The following is a 19,100-nucleotide window of genomic DNA, read 5'->3' on the forward strand; positions in this document are numbered from 1 at the left end:
GAGGTTGCCTATACTTGGCCTAAGTTGCTGGTCTTTGAATTATCCTTTCGTGCGACGACATTCCCCTCAGGCAATTCGCAAAAAACCAAAATTGAAAGGACAAGATATTCAAACTACAAAAAAGGCATGTGAAAAATTTAAAGAATTTCCAACTACAATAATTAATTTTGTAGAAGGTACTCGTTTTACGATTGCTCAGCAGAAAAGCCAATCTTCTCCTTATATACATTTGTTAAAACCAAAATCAGGGGGAATTGCAATTGTTATCAAAGAATTACAGAAGGAATTAAGTGGAATTTTAAATGTAACAATTCATTATTCCCAACCACTTACCTTCTGGAAATATTTTCAGGGTGATTATTCTACGATCACTGTGCATTATGAATTATTACCTTTACCTTCTGATCTTATCGGTGATTATTATGAAAATCGCAATTTTCGTCGTTATTTTCAAAAATGGCTAAATTTACTTTGGAAACGCAAAGATTTATTGTTAGATGAACTAGGTCGTGCAATCTATTGATATGATCCGTAGAAAACAAATCACCATGATCAGCTGGAAAAGTTCATAGGCATTATGACAACAGTAAAAATTCTAAAATAACAATTTCAAAAAATCATCCTCAGATTTATTTCACTATTATCTGGCCGATTACACAAGAAGACGACTACTTAATCAAGGTTATTAAGGATCTCTCAATATGGCATACAGGAAAGTTTTTTCGTTCAAGACTAATCACACAAAAATACGCTTTGTTGCTTGACGAAAAAACGTATTGTGAAAGCGATATAAAAGACTTATCAGTATCAAATAAATTAATCTTAATGAGATTACAGTTTTTCTGTCCCTCTATAATGAAAATCTCCTAAGATCTTTTAGTGAGCTAGAAAAATCAATATTCATTCTTTAACTGATTGATATATATTACTGCAAGCTATCCTCAGGAAATAAAGGCACCCATAACAAGCTTTTTAATTAAACAAAATCTCATCTATAAACAGCAAATTGAAAATATACGGAGAAACTCATAATGTAAATACGTTGCGAGAAAAACTAGAGCAAGGAGGTTACAACACCATCATTTTAGCAATAACAGGATTCAAAACGATTGCATCTAAAAAATTATATTAATAAGTATCTTGTATTTTGATATTCAGAAATTTATAATAAGATATTATTTTAGGAGTTATTAGTATAGAGTTTCGTTAGAAAGATAATTAGCTCCATAACTAATTTAAATTCTTTCCGATCAAAAAAACAACAGCAATGTATCCTGACACAGCACATGATGTTAATTTACAAAATCGCCTGCGCTTTCTTTGACCCCCTATGATACAAAGGTAGAAAATCTTGAATAAAAAAGATTTCTCTTCCTTGGTTATAATAGGAGAGACGAAGAATTGTTTGATTTTTTTATATTTTTGTTGGTTATAAAGGGAAAACCACCCTAATAAACACAAACTCTTAACGTTCAGGCTTGTCAAGAACTCTTTGAATAGGGATTACCACAAGGATTATCAATATTCGCACAATTAAAAGCACAATTAAAATATAAAATTAGAAGAATTAAAATAAAATGTTGAATAACTTAAAGATCTGTATTTCAGTAATAGGTCTCACTCTTGAATCGTTTTTATTACAACTCAAAAAAGCTCAAAATCTAACTAATTTTATAGAACTTCGTGTGGACTTTATTCAAAATATCAGCCCAGAAATGTTAGATGTTATTGCGACACACACTAATAAAAAATCTATCCTATGCTGCCGTTCTAAAAGAGATGGCGGAAAATTTGATGGTACTCTGGAAGAGCAAAATAAAATTTTACAAGTGGGAAATAATCTTGGATTTAATTATCTAGATATTGATTTTTATCTTGCAAATAAAATTACTATTCAAAATAAAAAAGCTAAATTTATTCTCTCTTATCATAATTTTAAAAAAACCCCGGATTTCAAAGAACTTGACAGTATCGCAAGACATATGTCTCATTTTAAACCTGATGTTCTAAAATTTGCAGTGATGATAAATACTCAAACTGATGTTAAAACTTTATTTCAATTACTAATCAATAAACAAGAGAACGAAAATATGATTGTTCTGGGGATGGGTGATCAGGGAAAAATAACCCGATTATTGGCCCCGTTATTAGGCGGGTATTTAACCTTCTCCTCTCTAGAAGAGGCAAAATCAGCATCAGGACAAATGGCTTTCCAAGCAATGGAAAATTTCTACTACAAGCTTTACAAAATTCTAGATCACTAAGATTATAATTATGATTTCAATCCCATCTATCTAATTATAGATTATTATATAATAAAAATTATATAATAAAAAACAAAATACATATACTTTATTTATAAGAAATTTACCATGTATAAGCTCACTTTCTACGTTCCTGAAAAACATTTAGAGAAGGTTAAAAATTCTTTATTTGCAAAAGGAGCTGGTAAAGTTGGCGATTATGATTGCTGTGCATGGCAAACCTTTGGAGTGGGACAATATCGTCCTTTGAAAGGCAGTCATCCCTATGTAGGTAGCCAAAACCAGATTGAAATTGTCAAAGAATATTTGGTAGAGATGATTTGTGAAGATCAAAATTTACATTCTGTAATTGAAGAATTAATACGTATCCATCCTTACGAAACACCCGCTTATGCAGCATGGAAAATAGAGCTTTATGCACAATAATTAACTAAAAAATAAGACTATCAGTATTTTAAAAAACTCAAAGTCTTTATTTCTCCTGGAGCTCAAATAAACTAAAAAATAACATTGAGAAATATCAGTGGATATGTATTTGATTTTTTACGCTGATTATAAAGCGGATAAAAGTAGATTATCTCAAACAATCTAGATAGACAATCTAAAATAATCCAGGAAATCTTTTTCCACACCAATTGTATTTGATTTACAAGCACCAACCCTGCAAAGATATTATCTAAATTTAATTTTTCCAGACAATCAAAATATAATAGCTATGAGAGAAGGAATATTTAATGCATTGCATCAAATAAAGAATTTCCATAAATACATTTTTGAAAAAAATAGTACTAAAGGACTATTAAAATTATCTATTCTAAATAAAAGAATACAAGACATTTACAAAAACATTATAATTTTTTAATTGTAAAATACTCTACAGTTTTTTTAAAGAAAAAATTAAGAGATCCTGAAGCAAAAACCTTTCTAATTGTTTGTTACTAACAGAAAACCTTTGAGTAGTTACCCAAATCATTAAAACTCTTAACTACGAAATCTATTATAGTATGGTATCTACGAATGTAGAAAATTTCCGAAACTTAAGAAGAGTTTATTTTTTCACAACTAAAAAAGCTATAAAAAAATCCTTTACTCTATCATCAGCACATCAGCAATCAGATGTGTAATATTAACATTTATTATGATTTGAATTACCCAATAATCATGAAAAATACTACGAAAAAAGTTATTATCAAAGCGTTGTAAAAAAGATAACTTAATTTTAAATAATTAAGGTAATTCAAATTACTTGTTCAATAAGGAGAAGCAATGACTCAGACATCTACTTCAAACGAGTTACCTAAAAAGCCAAAACTGTACCCTCCACATGGAACAACACTGGACTTTTGCTTTATAGTTTCGCTTATTGTAGCCTTGGGCGGGGAGTATTGGATCAAGTATCGCTATCTGGCGCCACCTCAAAACTCATCAATGTACATGTAAACTAGCTGAACTAAAAACTAATTTTTAAAAATCGCAAGCACGAATACAAGAAACTCTTAACGCTAACCAAGAAAACATTGCTCAATTTTCAAAAAATTCATTGAGGCTATTACTCAACAAAACATTGATGAAGTGACTTACTGCATTCGTTTAGCCAATATTTATTTTATGGGTGAAAAATATTTTGCCATTGCTCTTCAATGACTGAAAATGGTACGACAACAATTAAAACTCTCCTTCTAAGAGAACCTAATTCCATTAAAAAAACAATAGATCAAGATATTAGCACTCTTTCTGAGAATACGTCTATTGAAGTCACAAAGCTTTCTGAGGAATTAGATCAATTAAAAATCGACGTAGGTAATTTATCACCTCTTCTCTCTCAAGAATTCTCTGAAACCACACCGGAAAAAACTGAATCCATACCACCACTCACTCACTTACCCTAGAAGAAAAAATTGGTAGGAGAGAGCTAAATATCATCTGAGTGGTTTAAAGAAACTCTTTCTCATTCGGAGCCGCATCGATCAACCTATTTCACCTTTCTTGAAACCTCAGAAAAATTCTGTTTTTAACACAAAATATTCAATTACAATTCAATCAAGCACAATGGGCTCTAATCAATTACAATTCTTTGTTCTATCGAAAAAGTTTAAATATCGCCATTCAATACTCGGATCAGTATAATTCTAATCCAAGTGAAACAGATGCCCTTACTAAGAAAATAAAAGTCTTAGCTGCTGTTGATACTGAACGAACCTACACTTCCCTCTTTACAATCCTTACGGGTACTCGTTAATGATCTCATTTCAAATAAAAAAATATGAAATTTTAATTTTATTCTTTCTTTTTACTTTATTATCACTTTAGCTAGGACTACAAATGCCTCAAGAAACCGACTACATATTAATCATTTATTGTCATTGGAGTATTGAGACAACCTTGTGGATAGATTTTATTTCCTTGATTGTTCTCTTACTTCTTTTTTATCTGATACTTTGCCTACTCAGTTTCATTACTCATCTTTCAAAAAATATACAACGATGAGAGAAAATATGTTTTTATTGACGTTGAGGTTATCTCAGTAAGTAATATAGGGTTGTGTCAGCTTGCCGAAGGACGCTTGCATTACGCTGAAAAAACTTTGACTAAATCAGGCAAGATAATTCAACATCCTATGATGAATTATTTAGCCGTAGCTCATGCTGCCAATCTCCAACAAGCTTATGAACGTCGAGATCATTATCTACGCTTAGCTCATATAACGAGTCAGGAGGCTACTAGTATTGTCTTACTCAAGCACAATTAAAAATTTATTAACCACCAGTGGAAACAGGTGCTCAGTACTTTACAGGATCTAGATCAAAAAAGTCTCATCATAAATACATATTGAAATTACTAACACAACTCTATTTAAAACTTCAAGATTGATAAAATTTACGCCTTTTATTTCCGACTTTACAAAAATTTACACTAGAATCTTTTGAAAGTTTAGCCGCTTTAGAACAAGAAACTTATATTAATTTACTCGATGAAGATTCCCAAAAAATAAACAACCCTTCATTAGGTCCTGTGAAAGTGGTTGCCTTATTATTTTCAACAAAACATTGCTTTAATTGAACTTTATACACGCTATTTAATAACTCTTAGTGAAGCAGATAGGGGTGTTGTTCTCTTAATTGAACACATACTCCAAAAAAAAACCATGGAATTCATCTCTAGTTACGACTTATGGTTTAGCCCGCCCTATTAAAACATTTAAACAATTACCCATAGCTGAATTATGACTTAAAAATACCCAAAGAAGTCAGAATTATTCCTTTGCTTAAGAAGATTAAGCCTCCGAAAAAAATTCTTAAATAAAGCTCGTATTTATCTTCAAAACAGCATTAAATTAGTACCTACATCAGCCGATTACCAAGAATTAGGAAGAATTTACGAGGAACAAGGCTATAAAAAATACTGCTCTAGATTGTTATCGAAAAGCATTAGCTTTTAAAAATATCTAGAAATTATTAGGAAATTTATTACGATGTTTCAGTATAGTTATTTTTTCGTGTGTTGGCTGGGAATTTCCTATAGAAATTATAAAATTTCTTGATAGTATTTTATACTTAAAATATTATAAATACATACTTACGAATCCTTCCTACCCCCTTACTGTTGTATTAAAATACATATTTTAAAAATTGATTAAATTCACAATATTTTTGAATAAATAATACCAAAAAATAATAGAAAAAGGTTTAAAATAATCTTCTCTTTTTGTCCATCAAAGGACACCCATAACCTAATAATTTTTTGATAACCATAAACGGTTAATTTTCTACGCTCACTTTTTTAACATCCCTGTAGACCAAGAATAAACCATCGAAAAACATTTCGTTCCTTAGGAACTATAATACAATGATGGGCAATTTTTTTAATGAAAAATCATAGAGCCCAGATTGTCAATTCCACAAAATATTATTATCTTTCATAAATTAATTTTGTTATTCAAACTGTGATCCTCAAGTAATTATTAAGAGTCCAATTCCAAAACTTCGGAAGTTATTAACTCAACAATCTTCACTTCACATTATTATAAAATCAGGAAAAATAATGATCATTATCTTCATTTATTATGCATACCTAAACACAGTTTGACCATTTCGTTAAAAAATTAGATTTCTAGAACCTCTCTATTGATATGGGGGAACTTCTTCTCAATGATTTTTTCTAATCCATAATTATTCATCACTAAACGTACTAAGCTTTTGAACAGTGGTCGATCTTATGTTAGTAAGCGAATAAAAAAAGTAATGCTCAATTAAGAAACCAAATGATTAATATTTATATCAAAAGTAATGTCGTACAAACTGACGTAGCAAACAGAAATTTTAGACATTAAAATTGGCTTAGATAATTTTTTTATTTAAACAATACCTTTTAGAGGTTAAAGTGTAAAAATTTAATTAATTGTTTAAATTAACTGAACTAACTGCCACTCCCCTCTCCCCCTCCCATTGAAAAATACTAAACTTTACAGAAGTACCATTTGGGATAATTAATATTTATAATTTATGATTTGTATTTTTTACAGCTTAGCCAAAAAAATTAGATACTTTCTTGAAACCGAAGAGAAATTAAAATCAACCTTTCAGATCAGACTACAACCGCTCTAGTAATCAGTAGAAAAACAATCCTTTTTTCTGCATAGTTTTAAACTATAGGGTAGATTACTTTATAAATTAAAGTATTTTGTTTAAGACTCTTTTAAAAATAATTCTTATTTTTGAAAAAAATGTCGTGATGATACTAAAAATATGCTTGTTACTCTTTAGAGAACTTTCTTTTTAATTACTCTAGTATTTTCTAGTGCTATTCTAAATTAAAGAAATATAAGCGATATAACAATACTTAGTACGATGGACGATATTTTGTATAAAATATCAAAAGTAGTAGAAGTTAGGGGTAGTATTGTATTGAGACCGGACAATAAGTAGACTAGTTCTTAAGAGAGCTGAGAAATCTAGAGAATTTTATTTTTTCACTCAATTAAATAATTTACTTTCTGTTATCTCTTTTCTTCATTATTAGTAGATATACCCATACTCCTATAGTTAAGATCGTTTTAGAAACTGGGAGGTAAAATTTTTTTACATCATCTCACCACAAAAACATCAAACGAAAATAAATAACTGGCAAAACATCCTCAATAAAGCTCTTAACTGCAAATTATACAATTATTACTTACTTTACTTTTATGAACTACTACCCTGAAACCCCCCTAGAACAAAGCTAGAAAAAAAGTATGCTAAAAGAGATGTTTTAGCCCTTCATTGAATCAAAAAAATCATTATTTGTTTTTGTTAGCTTTAAGCGATCAATTAAAAATTCGCTTGCTGCCATTTCGTCCATAGGCTGTAAAATCTTACGAAGAATCCAAACTTTTTGTAAAATATCCTGCTTCATCATCAATTCTTCACGCCGCGTACCTGACCGATTGATATTAATAGCGGGGAATATTCGTTTTTCAGCAATGCGACGATCTAAATGAATTTCCATATTACCCGTACCTTTAAATTCCTCATAAATTACATCATCCATTTTAGACCCAGTCTCTATTAAAGTAGTTGCAATAATAGTCAAACTACCACCTTCTTCAATGTTACGTGCAGCTCCAAAGAATCGTTTAGGACGTTGAAGTGCATTTGCATCCACACCTCCAGTTAAAACTTTCCCTGAAGCGGGAATTACAGTGTTGTAAGCTCGTGCTAATCGAGTCATAGAATCCAACAAAATTACTACATCTTTTTTATGCTCCACGAGTCGCTTTGCTTTTTCAATAACCATTTCTGCTACTTGGACGTGACGGACGGCAGGCTCGTCAAAGGTGCTAGCGACTACTTCTCCTTTGACAGAACGATCCATTTCCGTGACTTCTTCCGGTCTCTCGTCAATTAACAATACAATGAGTACACACTCGGGATGATCACTGGTAATAGAATGAGCAATATTTTGTAGCATTATCGTTTTACCGGCCTTGGGCGGTGATACGATTAAACCTCGTTGGCCTTTTCCAATAGGTGCTACTAAATCAATAATTCGAGCGGTAATATCTTCCGTAGTACCATTTCCAATTTCCATTTGGATTTGTTCATTTGGGAAAAGTGCTGTTAGATTTTCAAAAAGAATTTTTCCTTTAGAAGCTTCTGGTTTTTCTAAATTAATTGCATTAACTTGTAATAAGGCAAAGTAGCGTTCCCCCTCTTTGGGAGGACGAATTTTACCTGAAATGGTATCCCCAGTACGTAAATTAAACCTTCGAATTTGACTTGGAGACACATAAATATCGTCAGGACCGGCTAAATAAGAACTATCAGCAGAACGTAAAAATCCAAAACCATCTTGAAGAATTTCCAAAACTCCATCGCCAAAAATGTCTTCCCCCTTTTTAGCATGGGATTTTAAAACTGAAAAAATAATATCTTGCTTTCGGGAGCGTGAAACATATTCCAAATTCATTTCTTGGGCAATTTCCATTAACTCTGGAACTGATTTCTGTTTAAGCTCAGTTAAGTTCATAAGTTATGATCAAACCTCTTGGTTGTTTAGAGCAATCGATTTAGTTAAAACTTGCCCATTATTACAGGCAAGCATCCTCTTGCAAAGGTGTATCCCTATTGGTATTCATAGTTAGAAATAAACCTAAAAGCGATGGGATAATATATCACGGTAGGACACCGTGAATTATTAAGGATTCTAGTGGTTTATCATAAAGAATGCAAGTTTTCGTCCACAAAGGCAGCTAACTGTGATTTACTCAATGCACCTACCTTAGTAGCAATAACATTTCCTTCATGAAAGATCAAAAGACTAGGTATTCCTCTTATTCCATATTTAGCGGGGGTCTCTATATTATCATCGACATTCATCTTGAATACTTTAAGATGACTCAAATATTGTTGGGCTATTTCCTCTACGATCAGAGTAATCATTTTACAAGGTTGACACCATTCAGCCCAGAAATCTACCAATACCGGTTGGTTTGCTTTAAGTACATCTTTTTCAAAATTATTATCTGACGTAGAATGTACATATTTACTCATAAATTTTCCTCTCCAATTGCAAACATCCTAATAAAATTTAAGTTCTGGCGCAATAATTATTGCCTATAATGCCCACCGCGTTCCTACTGCTATTATAGGATTAAAAACAATGATTGAAATTAATTGAAATAACACCAACAAAAACAGATATAAAAAATCAAATCCTACCCCTATCGGAAGAAGTATACGTTCCGCACGCATTAAAGGCTTTGTAATTAAAAATATTATTTCTGCAACCGAACTACGCTGTAAAGAAGGTAACCAACTCATGATGACTCGGATAATTATAGCGTAAAAATATAAATTAATAAATTTGTTACCCAACGAGCCAATTGCTATCAAGAATAATCCTCGCCAATGAGGCATTACCTGAAACCGTAACTCAAATATAAGAAAAGTCTGGATAATCTCAAAAACTATTAGAAGTAGCACGAGAGTGAAATCCAATTCTTTCAGAGTAGGAAGAATAGTCTGCAAATGGCGAACAAAAATATTAGTTCTGCGAATTACCAATTGTAAAATTGGATTATCATAATTAGCAGCTGTTTGATGCATGAGTAAACGAATCATGAGGCTAATAAGATAAAAATCAAAAATAAGCCTTATTAAAAATATACCAGTATTTCTAAATACAATCATATCTTTAGTAAGCGTTTGAATATTTTTTATATATCTAAATGATCATCTCTCTGAGAGTTTCTATGTTAATGACTTCAATCTTTTTTCTTATTGAGACTCCTCACGAAAAACTATTTTCAGTTTTTTTTAAGTAACAAAAGACGTCTATCAGATTTTCTTAATAATAAGAAGTTAACTATTTCCAACTAATAGAGCATCCAAAAGATTTAGCTCTTTAACTCGAAAGGATAAGCTACTAACAGTGAGTCTACCTGTCGAGATTGAGCAATTCAACTAAAAACTTCTTATCTACCTGTGAATCAATTGAGTATAGAGACTCGCGCTCTATAGAATAAAAGTTCAATAGGATTAGATCTCATCAAATGTTTACTTGCGAAAACATTCTTCATCTTAGAATCGCACTACAATGAGTTTTTCTAACCACGACCTAACATATCATAAAGAAAACATTATATAGATCTAGTATCTACTATAAACTATTTCTCTTATAAACTATTTCTCTACTCCTTTTAAGAGATTTTATCAGCTATCTCCTCTTTCATCAAGGATGAATTTTTTTAAAAAATAGTCTTCTATAATTCTAGATAGGTAGAATTGGCATGCATCACAGTTGATAACTCTCTCTAAAAGAGAGGAGTTTCTTTAGATATAAAAAAAACTTTTCATATTTTTTTAAAATATTCTATCGTAAAAAAACTGAAAGCGGATCAGGTAAAATTGATTCCCATAATTGCAGAACGATTGCAATACAGTTTTAAATAGAATTATTATTCGACATAAACGTTTTCTAGATGAATGGAAGGAAACTTAGTGTTCCGCGTTCATAATAAAATGATCTCAGTTCTTTCTAAAACATCTTTCTAAAACATTTATAGAGCTATACTAAAACTAAATTAATTGATTTTATTTTTCTTAGTGTCTATTGATTTTCTAACTTCAGCTCCTTAAGAATTAAGGATGTACTATTGTTAATTGCTTTTCTAATTTTTTTTTGCATTCCTCAAATAAACAGTGAAGAATAAACTATGAAGTATTGCTAAAGATTCTTCAATAATACTAAATGAAGCTACTCCAAATACTATGCATCATACATTCTCCTTAACGATAGACTAACTAGATTCTTAACTTCTTTATAATCACATACTCATAAAACATTATTCCAAGCATGACCCTTGATTTCATAATTTTAATAAATTTTTCGAAACTATTTCCCCCTTTTATCCTCTATATTTCTTTACTAGAATATAAAATGAAGGAATAAAATATTAAGAATAAAATTTTAAATAAAATAGTAAAATATAAAATAGTAAAGTAGTATGATTTATCTATTGCGAATTTATTAAAGCTCAAAAGCTAGTAGTCTTCTTAAATACCTGTAGAAAATTTTCTGATAAGTTCACTATCTATAATATTTATGGAGATCTGCTTGATTCCTGGATTAAACCCAAAGAATCTATTTTGTTTTTTAAATCGACTGCTCTACTTCCACGGATAATTCTTTAGCACGCTGAACAGCTGCTTTTAATACATTAGTAAATAATGAGGGTAAATTACCTAATTTTAATACTTTAATTGCTTGTTCTGTTATGCCACCTGGTGATGTAACCAATCGACGTAATTCAACTATATCTTTCTTTTCCTCCAAAGACATCCTCGCAGCACCCAATACCGTTTGAGTCGTCAGTAATTGTATTGTTTTTTTTGGAAGTCCTAAAATTTTTCCTGCTTCCTGTAAAGCTTCCATTACGAAAAAAATATAAGCCGGACCAGAACCAGAAAGAGCAGCTACCGCATCAATTTGCTTTTCCAAAGATAACCAAACCACAATCCCAACAGCGTGAAAAATAGCTTCTGCCATTTTTTTTTGATCCTTAGTCACCTTATCATTAGCAAATAAAGCTGTTACACCCGCTCTCACAGAAACAGGAGTATTCGGCATGGCTCTTACAATGGCTAGCTTAGTTTGCAGCCATTGCTGAAGTAACTTAATCGAGACACCAACAGCTACAGAGATAATAAGAGGATGAAACGTTTTAACGATCTCTTTTAATTCTTCACATACTTTTTTAACCTGATTAGGTTTCACAGCTAACATGACAACATTAGCGTTTGTTGTGCCTTCTTGATTATTATGAGTCGTCCGAACTTTATATTTTTCTTTAAAAAATAATATCTTATCGGAATTAGGGTTCGTGACACAAATACGATTAGGAGGATATCCATGAGCAAGTAGGCCAACCACAATATTACACGCCATATTACCACCACCAATCAAAGTAATATTAGCTATCTTCATACGTTAATCTCCCATATAGTTGTTCTTTTCCAAAAACTAAATTATACTTTGATCTTCTCGCGGACCAAAAATACCAGTCCCGATTCGTACCATAGTACTTCCCGCCGCGATAGCTGCCTGAAAATCATGGGTCATCCCCATCGATAACGTATCCAATAAAAAACCTTTTTCTATTAATTTTTGTTGAGCATTCTTTATTTTTTCAAAATCATGTTTTTGTGAATTAAAATCTTTTTTAACAGCTGGAATTGTCATTAATCCACGTAATCTCAACCTCTTAAATTGATTTATTACAGCAACGAATCTAGGTAAATCAGGAAGACTAATTCCGCTTTTATTTTTCTCTTCACTGATATTAATCTGAATACAAATGTTTAAAGGAGATTTTTTCGCAGTTCGATATTGGTTTAACTGCTCTGCAATTTTTAATCGTGAAATACTGTGTACCCAGTTAAAATGAGTAGCGATAAGACGTGTTTTGTTAACTTGTATAGCTCCAATAAAATGCCATTCTAAATGAGGATTCTGTAAAGCAACCATTTTATTAAGGGCTTCCTGGAGATAATTCTCCCCAAATCGTACTTGTCCCCCAGTAATTGCTGCTTTCAATTGATTGATATTTTGTGATTTACTAACAGCTAATAAAATAATGGAATGAGGTTTCCGGTCATATTTTTTTTCTGCTTCACGAATTTTCTGATTAATATTCTTAATATTTGTGCTTATGGACATTTTGAATACCAAATTTAAAAGCAATTATTCAATGATCGGTCCCGCTTCTCGAATAGCTTCTGTTACTTGAAACTTTACAAAGTTTTCTTGAAATTTTTCTATCAAGCTAAAGGCTTTAATATCGTACGCTTTAAGATCGGACCAAGCTTTACGAGGATTTAAGACTTTATCTTCTACACCAGGAACTGATTGAGGAATTGCTAAATTAAATCCTTTCAAATTTTCTGTAGGTTGATTTATTAATTTCCGAGTTAATATGGCATCAATAATAGAGCGGGTGATAGGAATCCTAAACCGCACACCTCCTTCGCCATAAGCACCACCCATCCATCCCGTATTAACGAGATAAACTTGACATTGTGTTTCTTCAATTCGCTTCATCAGCAATTTTGCATATACTACTGGAGGACGAGGGAAAAATGGAGCTCCAAAACAACTACTAAAAGTAGGTACGATACCTTTGACACTTCCCACTTCCGTGCTGCCTACTAAAGCGGTATAACCACTTAAAAAATAATACGCTGCTTGTGCTTTTGTGAGCAAAGAAACAGGAGGTAATACACCATATAGATCACATGTTAAAAAAATGACTGCATCTGGGGGTCTTCCACGATTTTCTTTAACACGAAAGAGAATATGTTCTCTAGGATAAGCAGCACGGGTATTTTGGGTTAAGCTAGCATCATTATAAGCAGGTTGACCATCCGCTTGCAAAACTACATTTTCCATAATGGCTCCATAACGAATAGATTCCCAGATTATGGGCTCGCGTTCTAAAGATAAATCTATACATTTAGCGTAACACCCCCCTTCAAAATTAAAAACTCCTGTACGGCTCCACCCATGTTCATCGTCACCAATCAAAAATCTATTAGGATCTGCAGACAATGTTGTTTTTCCTGTCCCTGATAAACCAAAAAATAAGGCAACATCACCTGACTTCCCAGTATTTGCAGCACAATGCATAGGTAAAACGTCCTGAGGTGGCAAGAGATAATTTAATACAGTAAACATTGCCTTTTTCATCTCCCCCGCATAAGACATACCTACCAAAAGAACTCGACGTTGTGAAAGATTAATTATGACAGCAGCATCACTATTTACTTTATCCCGTTTAGGATCTGTTGTTAACCCGGGCACACTTAAAAGAATCCATTTAGGTTTCCCTTTAAAATAATCCCTATCAGGTCGAATAAATAGCTCACAAGCAAATAAATTATGCCAGGCCAATTCAGTAATTACTTGGACGGGAATAGAATAATTCTCATCCGCCCCTACTTTCAAATGAGACACATACATAGAGCGCTTAGAAATATAGGCAGTTGCTCGATTCCACAACTGATCAAATACAACTTGAACAATAGGTTGATTAACATCCCCCCATTGAACTTGATCTTCTGTTTCAGAATCTTTGACAATAAAACGATCTTGAGGAGAACGTCCTGTCCGTTTACCGGTTCTAACAGCCAAAGCACCTGTCACACTTAATGTACCCTCACCCTTTTTAAGGGCGTGCTGAATGAGTTCATCAATGGCAAGATCTGTATAAACAGTTCGTGAAACGATTTGCTCCATATACTTTTCCTCAAATATCCTCAAATAAAATCATTATGGCAAATTATTGATGTATTGAAAAGGGAGTTGCGGCTTAGGAAATATCACTGCATACTTGCTTAGGTATGTTAAAAACAAATTTTTTATCGAATTATTTTTTAGTGGCCATGCCCCAATTAAATGATTTTAATTTTACTCAATCTGTTGTCTATATTTCCGAATACAACGATCAAGGAGCGCTAGGAATAATTATTAACAAGCCTCTACAACAACTAACTTTGAGTAATGTGCTGGAACATTTGAATATTAGACTCACAGTTTCTGATATTGGAGAACTACCTGTCTTAATGGGAGGACCAATCAACCAAGAAAACGGTTTTATTCTGTATGAAAAACACTCTAAAAATCAACAAGTTCAACTTTCTGTATCTACTTCTAAAGAGAAGTTAGAAGATATTGCTAATAGTAGAGGACCTGATAATTTTATAGTTGCATTAGGTTACTCTGGTTGGGAAGCCGGTCAGTTAGAAGAAGAAATTTCTCGTAATAATTGGCTTATTGTACCATATAATCGAATTATTTTGTTTGAAACGCCTTTAAAACAGCGATGGCAAAAAGCAGCATCTCTGATGGGTATTGATATCAACCGGCTTTCTGATCAAGTAGGTCATGCTTAAGTGACTATATCTTGTACTACAATATATGATGGTATGGACACTGTTAATTTTTTTCATTTTACAGCATTAGGATTTGATTTTGGACTCAAACGTATTGGTGTAGCAGTAGGTCAAACATTAACACAATCCGCAAATCCCATCGCTATTTTAAAAGCTAAACATGGTATTCCAAATTGGGAAAAAGTAAGAGAGCTTATTGAAATATGGAAGGTCGATCTCCTTGTCGTTGGAATGCCTTATAACATGGATGGCTCAGAGCAGTTTCTTACTCATGCTACACGTAAATTTATAAATAAATTACAATTAAAATCAGGCCTTCCAGTACACACTGTAGATGAACGTCTCACCACTTTTGAAGCCAAAAGATTATTATGGTTTGAACATAAGTTTCAAAAAAAATTTAAGATGCCTCAAGAATTTGATAGTTATGCCTCCAAACTCATATTGGAGCAGTGGTTACAAGAAAACGTAAATCGAATAAAATGAATGCTTAAAAAAGATTTTCCTGATCATCTATTGGGTATGCAATCGCTCACCCGTAATGCAATTGATTTAATTTTTCAAAGAGCGAACAACTTTCTTGATAATATCAAAGAAAATTTAGTATTTAACACATTACAAGGGCAAGTAGTTGCTAATTTATTTTTTGAAACTAGTACCCGTACACGTAATTCTTTTGAAATTGCAGAAAAAAGATTAGGAGCTATCGTTCTTAATCCTGATCTTAAAGTCTCTGCTTTAGATAAAGGGGAATCACTCTTAGACATGGCTCAAAATTTACAGGCTATGGGAACGAATTTTTTTGTTATTCGTCATACTAAAAATAATCAGCCCAGGATGTTAGCAGAACATTTAAAACAGGGTATCGTTATTAATGCTGGTGATGGAAATAATCAACATCCTACGCAAGGACTCATTGATTTAATGACAATCCAACAACATAAACCCGATTGGACAAAATTATGCGTTACTATTATCGGTGATATTTATCATTCTCGAGTAGCAAACTCCTTAGTGGATGGATTATTAATAATGGGAGTTCCTGAAATTCGAATCACGGGACCTTCTCAATTACTACCAAAAATATTTAATAATCAAAGAATTAAAAAATTTTCTACATTGGAAGAAAGCTTAATTAATACTGATGTGGTTGTTACTCTTCGTCTGCAAAAAGAACGTCATAGCAATCTTATAGACTTAAATACTTTCCGTCAGTTATTTGGTTTATCAGCAGAAAAATTTGCACTAGCGAAACCTGACGCAATTCTTATGCATCCAGGTCCGATCAATCGAGAAATTGAAATAACTTCCGAGCTAGCTGATGGAAAGCAATCAGTCATTCTAGAACAAGTAAAAAATGGGGTAGCTATTCGTATGGCAGTCTTAGAATTACTATTTCTTAGCCGTTCCCAGACCAAGATAGAAAGAAGCAAACACAACACTAATAATTTAACGACCCACGTTGACTATCCAACATTCTTACCATGGACTGTACCTTAAAAAGATTTCTAAAAAAATTTCTAAAACACTTTGAGGTACTCACCTTTTATATTCCTCACTCCTCAGGTTTCATTAGACAGAGAAAGAATTAAACTGTTTGATTTTCCCCTCCTGTTTTAAGTCCCATTCATTTCATTTTAAATACCTCTATAGACTCATTCGCGATCAATTTTGAGGTCATAAATCCATGATCAAAGAAGAAGCTCGCTATAAATACAAAACATGCTTAATGAGTGAATGTTTTTACTCAGAAACTAGGAACCAGAATCTTTAGTCTCTCAACTACTTCCAGGGTTTCATTGATTTATCCAAGAAAAAACTAATTAATCTTTTTCGCACGGCTAATTCTGTGATTGTCTTTTCACTTAGTAAATTAAATTTTCTTTAACAGTATGCTCTGCTATTTTTACACCTTTCTGATCTTTGGGTTCAAAAAATCGTTTAATATCTGATATTTGGATATTATTATAATTGAATCGATGTAACATTCAGAATATTTATTCTTTCTTTTTCAAAAAAATCTATCTACATTTAATCTTCTTATTTTAATGCTAGTTCTATAAAACAATGATACCCTCTCTCCGCTTTGTAGAAACTTAATACACTAGATTCTAAATAACTAATAGAACTAATAGAACTAGTAGAAATATTTGAACTAGTAGAAATATTTTCGTATTTAATTTTTTTCAAGCAGAATTCTTTCCCCCGCTAAATTGAGTAATTTATAAAAATCTTTTAAATCCAAGCATAATAATCCCCTTTATTCATCTGCAAGGTTATAAACAAGATCAAGAACATGAGATTGAATATTATTCATACCTAAAAACTTTTTTAGTAATAACATCCCTATTGCTATTTATGCTTCATAAAATAGATCTCCTAGAGATCCTTATCTAGAAAGATACAAAATATCAAAAACTTAACCTTTAAGACTCGGAGGATTGGCAATACTACCTTCATCTTTTTTATACACGTCTCTTTCAAAAACTACACTCTTTACTTTAAAAAAATTACTCAGCCCTTCTTATCTAAGGTAACGGTTTTACATCCACCCATACCAGATGAACCTGAGAAATCAAAACGTATCAATTTACCATCAATAAAACTAAATATTGAAACTTATTCATCTACCTTTTCAATAATACAATATTTATTAATATAATATTTATTGTATAAGTTTTTAGGTTTAACTTTCGTTTTAGTACAATACATCATTTCGAAAATAAAAATTCTAAAAAAAATTTTAATTAGCTTGCTTTATTCATTTGGCTATAGATAACTTCTCAACACCAAGTTACAATACATTCCTTACAAAATTCTAACATTCAATTTGTAAAGATATCCTATGTCCGTGCAAACATCTTTATGGGACAAGTGTCTTAATTATTTGCGTGACGAAATTCCGCCACAACAATATAATACTTGGATTCGACCTTTACACGCTGTAGAATCTAAAAAAAACAGTTTATTATTGCTAGCGCCTAATCGATTTGTGCTGGATTGGATTAATGAGCGATTTATCAATCGAATTCGAGAGGTTCTTGATGAATTAACTGAAACACCTCTGAAAATAGAACTACAAATTGGAAGTAAATCTTCCACAGAAGCTGAGCCCAAAAACAAGATTCACACCCCAATCCATAAAAGCATTCTTGAAACTCCGGTTATTCATTCACACACTAATATCAATAGTAATTTTACTTTTAAAACATTTGTAGAAGGTAAATCTAATCAGCTCGCCCGAGCAGCCGCTACTCAAGTAGCAGAAAACCCAGGTCAAGCCTATAACCCGTTATTTATTTATGGAGGTGTAGGTTTAGGCAAAACCCATTTAATGCATGCTGTTGGCAACGCAATTTTAAAAAACAATGCTGAAATAAAAGTTCTTTATCTACACTCAGAACGCTTTGTTGCCGATATGATCAAAGCCCTCCAACACAATGTAATGAATGATTTTAAACGTTTTTATCGTTCAGTAAATGCATTACTGATTGACGATATTCAATTTTTTGCTGGGAAGGATCGATCCCAAGAAGAATTCTTCCATACTTTTAATGCTCTGCTTGATGGTCAGCAGCAAATCATATTAACTTGTGACCGTTATCCTAAAGAAATTAATGGGTTAGAAGAAAGACTACAATCGCGGTTTGGATGGGGATTAACCGTGGCCATCGAAGCACCAGAATTAGAAACTCGGGTGGCTATTTTGATGACAAAGGCTGAACAATTAAAAATGCATTTACCTCATGAGGTAGCATTTTTTATAGCGAAACACATCCAATCTAACGTACGAGAGCTCGAAGGTGCCTTAAAAAGGGTTATTGCTAACGCCCACTTCACAGGACAACTCATAACAGTTGAATTTACTCGAGATGCACTTAAAGATTTACTGACACTTCAAGCCCGA

The 19,100-nt window shown here is 32.2% G+C and carries 15 protein-coding genes and 1 pseudogene; 10 read left to right on the forward strand and 6 right to left on the reverse strand.

Going from position 1 to position 19,100, the window contains the following annotated elements:
- The 6 genes from CLERM_RS00325 to CLERM_RS00345 form a co-directional block, all read left to right on the forward strand.
- Positions 1-523 (forward strand): acetyltransferase (locus tag CLERM_RS00325; RefSeq protein ID WP_241538077.1); only part of this gene is annotated, 523 nt, incomplete at its 5' end.
- A 1,054-nt stretch (positions 524-1,577) separates the two neighbouring features.
- Positions 1,578-2,264, forward strand: a complete 687-nt coding sequence (gene aroD / locus CLERM_RS00330) for a type I 3-dehydroquinate dehydratase (RefSeq protein WP_102156642.1) — start codon at positions 1,578-1,580, stop codon at positions 2,262-2,264.
- Between the two features lie 108 nt (positions 2,265-2,372).
- Positions 2,373-2,690, forward strand: coding sequence for a YqfO family protein (locus CLERM_RS00335; RefSeq protein ID WP_102156643.1), 318 nt, complete (start codon positions 2,373-2,375; stop codon positions 2,688-2,690).
- 1,214 nt (positions 2,691-3,904) lie between these two features.
- Complete coding sequence (locus CLERM_RS00340) at positions 3,905-4,153, forward strand: hypothetical protein (protein WP_102156611.1); 249 nt, start codon at positions 3,905-3,907, stop codon at positions 4,151-4,153.
- A gap of 433 nt (positions 4,154-4,586) precedes the next feature.
- A complete protein-coding gene (locus CLERM_RS04165) occupies positions 4,587-4,751 on the forward strand; it encodes a heme biosynthesis HemY N-terminal domain-containing protein (RefSeq protein ID WP_145996282.1) in 165 nt (54 codons plus the stop codon).
- 52 nt (positions 4,752-4,803) lie between these two features.
- A complete protein-coding gene (locus CLERM_RS00345) occupies positions 4,804-5,013 on the forward strand; it encodes a hypothetical protein (protein WP_102156612.1) in 210 nt (69 codons plus the stop codon).
- 2,501 nt (positions 5,014-7,514) lie between these two features.
- Here the strand turns inward: CLERM_RS00345 and rho are convergent.
- The 6 genes from rho to CLERM_RS00375 all read right to left on the reverse strand — a co-directional run bounded on the left by rho (position 7,515) and on the right by CLERM_RS00375 (position 14,537).
- Entirely contained in the window at positions 7,515-8,771 is a 1,257-nt protein-coding gene (gene rho, locus CLERM_RS00350) for a transcription termination factor Rho (protein ID WP_102156644.1), read from the reverse strand.
- 188 nt (positions 8,772-8,959) lie between these two features.
- Positions 8,960-9,295 (reverse strand): thioredoxin TrxA, encoded by a 336-nt coding sequence (trxA, locus tag CLERM_RS00355; RefSeq protein ID WP_102156645.1) that lies wholly within the window; start codon positions 9,293-9,295, stop codon positions 8,960-8,962.
- A gap of 63 nt (positions 9,296-9,358) precedes the next feature.
- A complete protein-coding gene (locus CLERM_RS00360) occupies positions 9,359-9,934 on the reverse strand; it encodes a YggT family protein (protein ID WP_102156646.1) in 576 nt (191 codons plus the stop codon).
- A gap of 1,465 nt (positions 9,935-11,399) precedes the next feature.
- Complete coding sequence (gene proC, locus CLERM_RS00365; RefSeq protein WP_102156647.1) at positions 11,400-12,230, reverse strand: pyrroline-5-carboxylate reductase; 831 nt, start codon at positions 12,228-12,230, stop codon at positions 11,400-11,402.
- 36 nt (positions 12,231-12,266) lie between these two features.
- Entirely contained in the window at positions 12,267-12,962 is a 696-nt protein-coding gene (locus CLERM_RS00370; RefSeq protein WP_102156652.1) for a YggS family pyridoxal phosphate-dependent enzyme, read from the reverse strand.
- Positions 12,963-12,986: 24 nt separating this feature from the next.
- Positions 12,987-14,537, reverse strand: a complete 1,551-nt coding sequence (locus tag CLERM_RS00375; RefSeq protein ID WP_102156648.1) for a phosphoenolpyruvate carboxykinase — start codon at positions 14,535-14,537, stop codon at positions 12,987-12,989.
- 104 nt (positions 14,538-14,641) lie between these two features.
- Between CLERM_RS00375 and CLERM_RS00380 the strand changes: the two genes are divergently transcribed.
- From CLERM_RS00380 to dnaA, 4 genes and pseudogenes are all read left to right on the forward strand, one after another.
- Positions 14,642-15,193, forward strand: a complete 552-nt coding sequence (locus tag CLERM_RS00380) for a YqgE/AlgH family protein (protein WP_102156649.1) — start codon at positions 14,642-14,644, stop codon at positions 15,191-15,193.
- 33 nt (positions 15,194-15,226) lie between these two features.
- Entirely contained in the window at positions 15,227-15,679 is a 453-nt protein-coding gene (gene ruvX, locus CLERM_RS00385) for a Holliday junction resolvase RuvX (RefSeq protein ID WP_102156653.1), read from the forward strand.
- Positions 15,680-16,594 (forward strand): annotated as a pseudogene (locus CLERM_RS00390) (aspartate carbamoyltransferase catalytic subunit); the annotation flags it as partial.
- 1,444 nt (positions 16,595-18,038) lie between these two features.
- The coding region (dnaA, locus tag CLERM_RS00395; RefSeq protein ID WP_102156651.1) for a chromosomal replication initiator protein DnaA at positions 18,039-19,100 on the forward strand (1,062 nt) is incomplete at its 3' end.

This window comes from Coxiella-like endosymbiont (assembly GCF_002871095.1).
Taxonomy (GTDB): Bacteria; Pseudomonadota; Gammaproteobacteria; order Coxiellales; family Coxiellaceae; genus Coxiella.